At 57.1% G+C, this 3,500-nt stretch carries 1 protein-coding gene and 2 pseudogenes; 2 read left to right on the forward strand and 1 reads right to left on the reverse strand.

The genetic code is table 11. The annotated features are described in order from the left end of the window. Both ACFORG_RS20235 and ACFORG_RS20240 read left to right on the forward strand, forming a co-directional pair. Positions 1-321: pseudogene (locus ACFORG_RS20235) on the forward strand (hypothetical protein); the annotation flags it as partial. 179 nt (positions 322-500) lie between these two features. Then, the gene (locus tag ACFORG_RS20240; protein ID WP_386737386.1) at positions 501-2,891 is read left to right on the forward strand and encodes a calcium-binding protein; all 2,391 of its coding nucleotides are present in this window, start codon (positions 501-503) and stop codon (positions 2,889-2,891) included. 333 nt (positions 2,892-3,224) lie between these two features. Here the strand turns inward: ACFORG_RS20240 and ACFORG_RS20245 are convergent. Then, positions 3,225-3,323: pseudogene (locus ACFORG_RS20245) on the reverse strand (transposase); the annotation flags it as partial. Positions 3,324-3,500: the final 177 nt, after the last annotated feature.

The following is a 3,500-nucleotide window of genomic DNA, read 5'->3' on the forward strand; positions in this document are numbered from 1 at the left end:
TTCGGCCAGTGGGGGGACGACCGGCTTTTCGGTGGCAACAACGCCGATCGGCTGGATGGCGGCATCGGCAACGACACCATGACCGGGGGACTCGGCGCAGATGTCTTCGTCTTCAACACGGTGTTCAACACCGGAACCGATCTGATCACCGGCTGGGGCGACGGTTTTGACCGGATCGAGATCGCGGGGCCGGTGACGCAGGGCGGAACCACGATCACGAGCAACGCAAGTGGCACGCTGATCAGCTGGGCAGGCGGGTCGGTGCAGGTTGACCACGCCACACCGGGCATCGTGACTTTTGCCGATATCGACTTCGTCTAGTAGGCAGGCATTGACAGCTCCGGCGTGCCATCGAATCCGAGGATAATCGTCCTCCGTATGGAGGCCTCGGGCACCCTCTAAGCGGCGTCACCAATTTGGGGCCCGTGAGTTGTGTTGTGTTGGCTTGACAAATTCTGGATACAAAGGCGTAATCTTTTTATTACAGGTGGAGACTTGTTTTGAAGTCCATTCTTTTCGAACAGAAATTCGCGCCACAGCCCATCAATACAGGAGATTTCGGCACGCCATTGGCGTATCACGTTTTGCCGGATGGACGGGCAATAGTACTGAAGAGATTTGGAACTGGCAGCGATACTTACCTGCCTGACGACATAAAACTGACAGTTATCGGCGATGACGGCGAAGTGATCTCCGACATTATCGTCGCACGATCCGATGGAAATTCGGTGCGCGGTTTTTTGGCGAGCTCCGATGGCAAAGTTTGGCTGTTCAACGCCAGAACCTTTGATTTCAGTGGAGTTTTTCTTACGTTGATCGAAGAGAATGGCGATCTGGGAGAAACGGTCTCTATCTATCCGGGGGCAACTTTCTGGGAGCGCGATTACCTGTTAATGGCGATTGACGGAGGCGGTTTTCTGGGTATCTGGACCAGTGTCGCTCCGAGCGGCGAACTGGAAACTCGCTTTCAGCGGTTTGGCGAGGACGGCTCTGCCGCGAACGAGGCAGCGATCCTGTATGGCGAGGACGCGTTCTCTACTTTGAATGTCGATCTGGTTTCCTTGGAAGACGGGCGCAGCCTTTTGTTTCGCCCCGGACAGGACGCATTGTTTCATTTTGTCGGCCCCGGCGGCTATCCGGGCCGTGCCACCCCGGTGTTCGAGGGGGGCGGCTCCATGCAGGGCCTGTCGGATGTGAAGCCCCTACCCGAAGGCGGTTATGCCCTGTTCGCAGTTCGAGCCCACAACGGTTTGACTTTGGAAATGCAGAAAATCGGTCTCGACGGTTCGGCGTCTGGGCCGTCAATCGCGTTAGTAGAGCTTGGGTGGTACGGCAATAGTCTCGCGATCGATCTGCGCGATGATGGAACGCTGGTTGTCATTTCCGGTGAAGGTCGCCGTGAGGTAACCCGGTCCGTCTTTGATCTGGACGGAACATTGCAAGCGACTAAGGCGATCTATAGTGCCACCGCCGAAGAGGCTGGAGATCCGGTGCATGCGCGCCCAGCTGGGAGAAGCGAGTTCCGGGCCAACCTGCTCGACGATGGAAGCTTGGTGCTGGCCGGACCCAGGGTCGGTGCCGAAGGCGAATCGGCCATTTTCCTCCAACGATTCGATGCAAGGGGCAGCGCCGAGATGTCGCCTCAGATTATTGATAATTCTGGGTTTCTATTCTATCACCGTGCCGGGTTTTTTGACAATGGCGCGGGCGATCTTTGGCTTGAATGGTATTCGACCACCGCCGAGACGCGCTACATGGTCACCGCTTTCGATGCGCCGTCTCTACGTCTGCTCAGCGAAGAAAATGACCGGGAAAGCGTTGCAGGTCCTAAGGCGGTGGACGCCCTTGGAGGAGACGATGTTGTCATCGGCAGTTCCGGGACCGACCGTTTGTTGGGCAACCTCGGAAATGATGCGCTGTCGGGCGAAGGCGGAGACGATTTATTCGAAGGTGGTCCGGGCAACGACACACTGCAAGGCGGCGATGGCCACGATGTAGCGTACTTTTCCGGCCGCTGGCAGGATTACATGTTCCAGGTCGAAGGGGAGGTTGGCACAAGGCTTATGGTCAGCCACGCGACGTCGGACGGGCCGGATGGTATAGACCTGCTGACCGGTATCGAAGAGCTGATATTTGCCAATCGGCAAGACGACTTGTCGACGTTTCTAGACGAGTATGACCAGACGCTAAACGGAGGCGACGCGGATGATGTACTCGAAACCGGCATGGGTACGAATATCCTGCGCGGTGGTGCAGGGAACGATACGTTGAATGCCGGTGGCGGTTCGGACACCATAAACGGGGGGGCCGGAGACGACGTGATAAAGGCTGGCCCGGAACATTCCGACTTGGCCGATGTCGTCTACGCGGGTGATGGAAACGATCGTGTCGATGCGGGAGGTGGCAACGACCTTGTTTTCGGCCAAGAGGGCAACGATACAATTTCAGGGGGCTTTGGCGTCGACGAATTGCAGGGTCAAGTTGGAAACGATGTCGTGGCGGGCGGCGCGCTGTCGGACTTGATTTTCGGTGGGGACGGCAACGATTTCCTCAACGGGGGCTTCGGCTATGACAGGCTCAACGGGGGCGCTGGCGCCGACCAGTTCTTCCACCTAGGCATTGGCGATCACGGTTCCGACTGGGTTCAGGATTACGACGCCGCCGAAGGCGACGTTCTGATTTTCGGACGGGCCGCAACAGCGGCCCAGTTCCAGATCAACCTCGCGCATACGGCGACGCCCGACGGTGAACGCTCCGGAGATGATAACTTGCAAGAAGCCTTCGTAATCTATCGCCCAACGGGGCAGATCATCTGGGCATTGGTGGATGGTGAGGGTCAAGACCGGATCAATTTACAGGTTGGAGGTGAAGTCGTCGACTTGATCCTTTAGTCTGGTGTTTTCCCAAGCCTCGGCGACAAAGCTGGCATGTGCTTCATTTGGCTCCGCAAGCGTGTTCAAACCGATCTTTGACCATTCGGCAACGTGGATCTGCGAGCATCGACGCATCCGAAACGATGGGTTTTTTTTGCCGGTAATAGTGGCGAGCTTTTTACTTAGTTTCGTGAAACAGGGGGCGGGAGACGTTTCGATATTTGATGTCTACACGTCTCCCGCCCCCTGTTTCCGTTGAGAAAGGTCAGTTCGAATTTGATTGGTCGCTGAAAAGGTCCCTCTTCGGGGTAGCGTCAGCAGCCTCCTCCGGCGGTGGGCGCCGTGTGGCGACGATGTCGAGCTGATCCCGTGCTCGCGGCACACGTCTACCGTCGCAACGCCGCTCGCCTGCTGTTTCAGGATCGCTATGACCTGCTCTTCGCTGAACCGTTATCTCTTCATTCTGTCCGTCTCCTTCGTTTGCTCTGCCCCCTGAAAACTGGATCGTTCGGAGCTGGAGTTGTCCGCTAAATTTCCTTGGCTGGGAGAGGAGCGGAATCGCATGAAAGCATCGAAGTTCACGGAGGCGCAGAAGGCCTTCATCCTGAAGCAGGGCGAGCAAGGCAC

The organism is Lutimaribacter marinistellae (assembly GCF_042648365.1).
In the GTDB taxonomy this organism is placed as follows: domain Bacteria; phylum Pseudomonadota; class Alphaproteobacteria; order Rhodobacterales; family Rhodobacteraceae; genus Lutimaribacter_A; species Lutimaribacter_A marinistellae.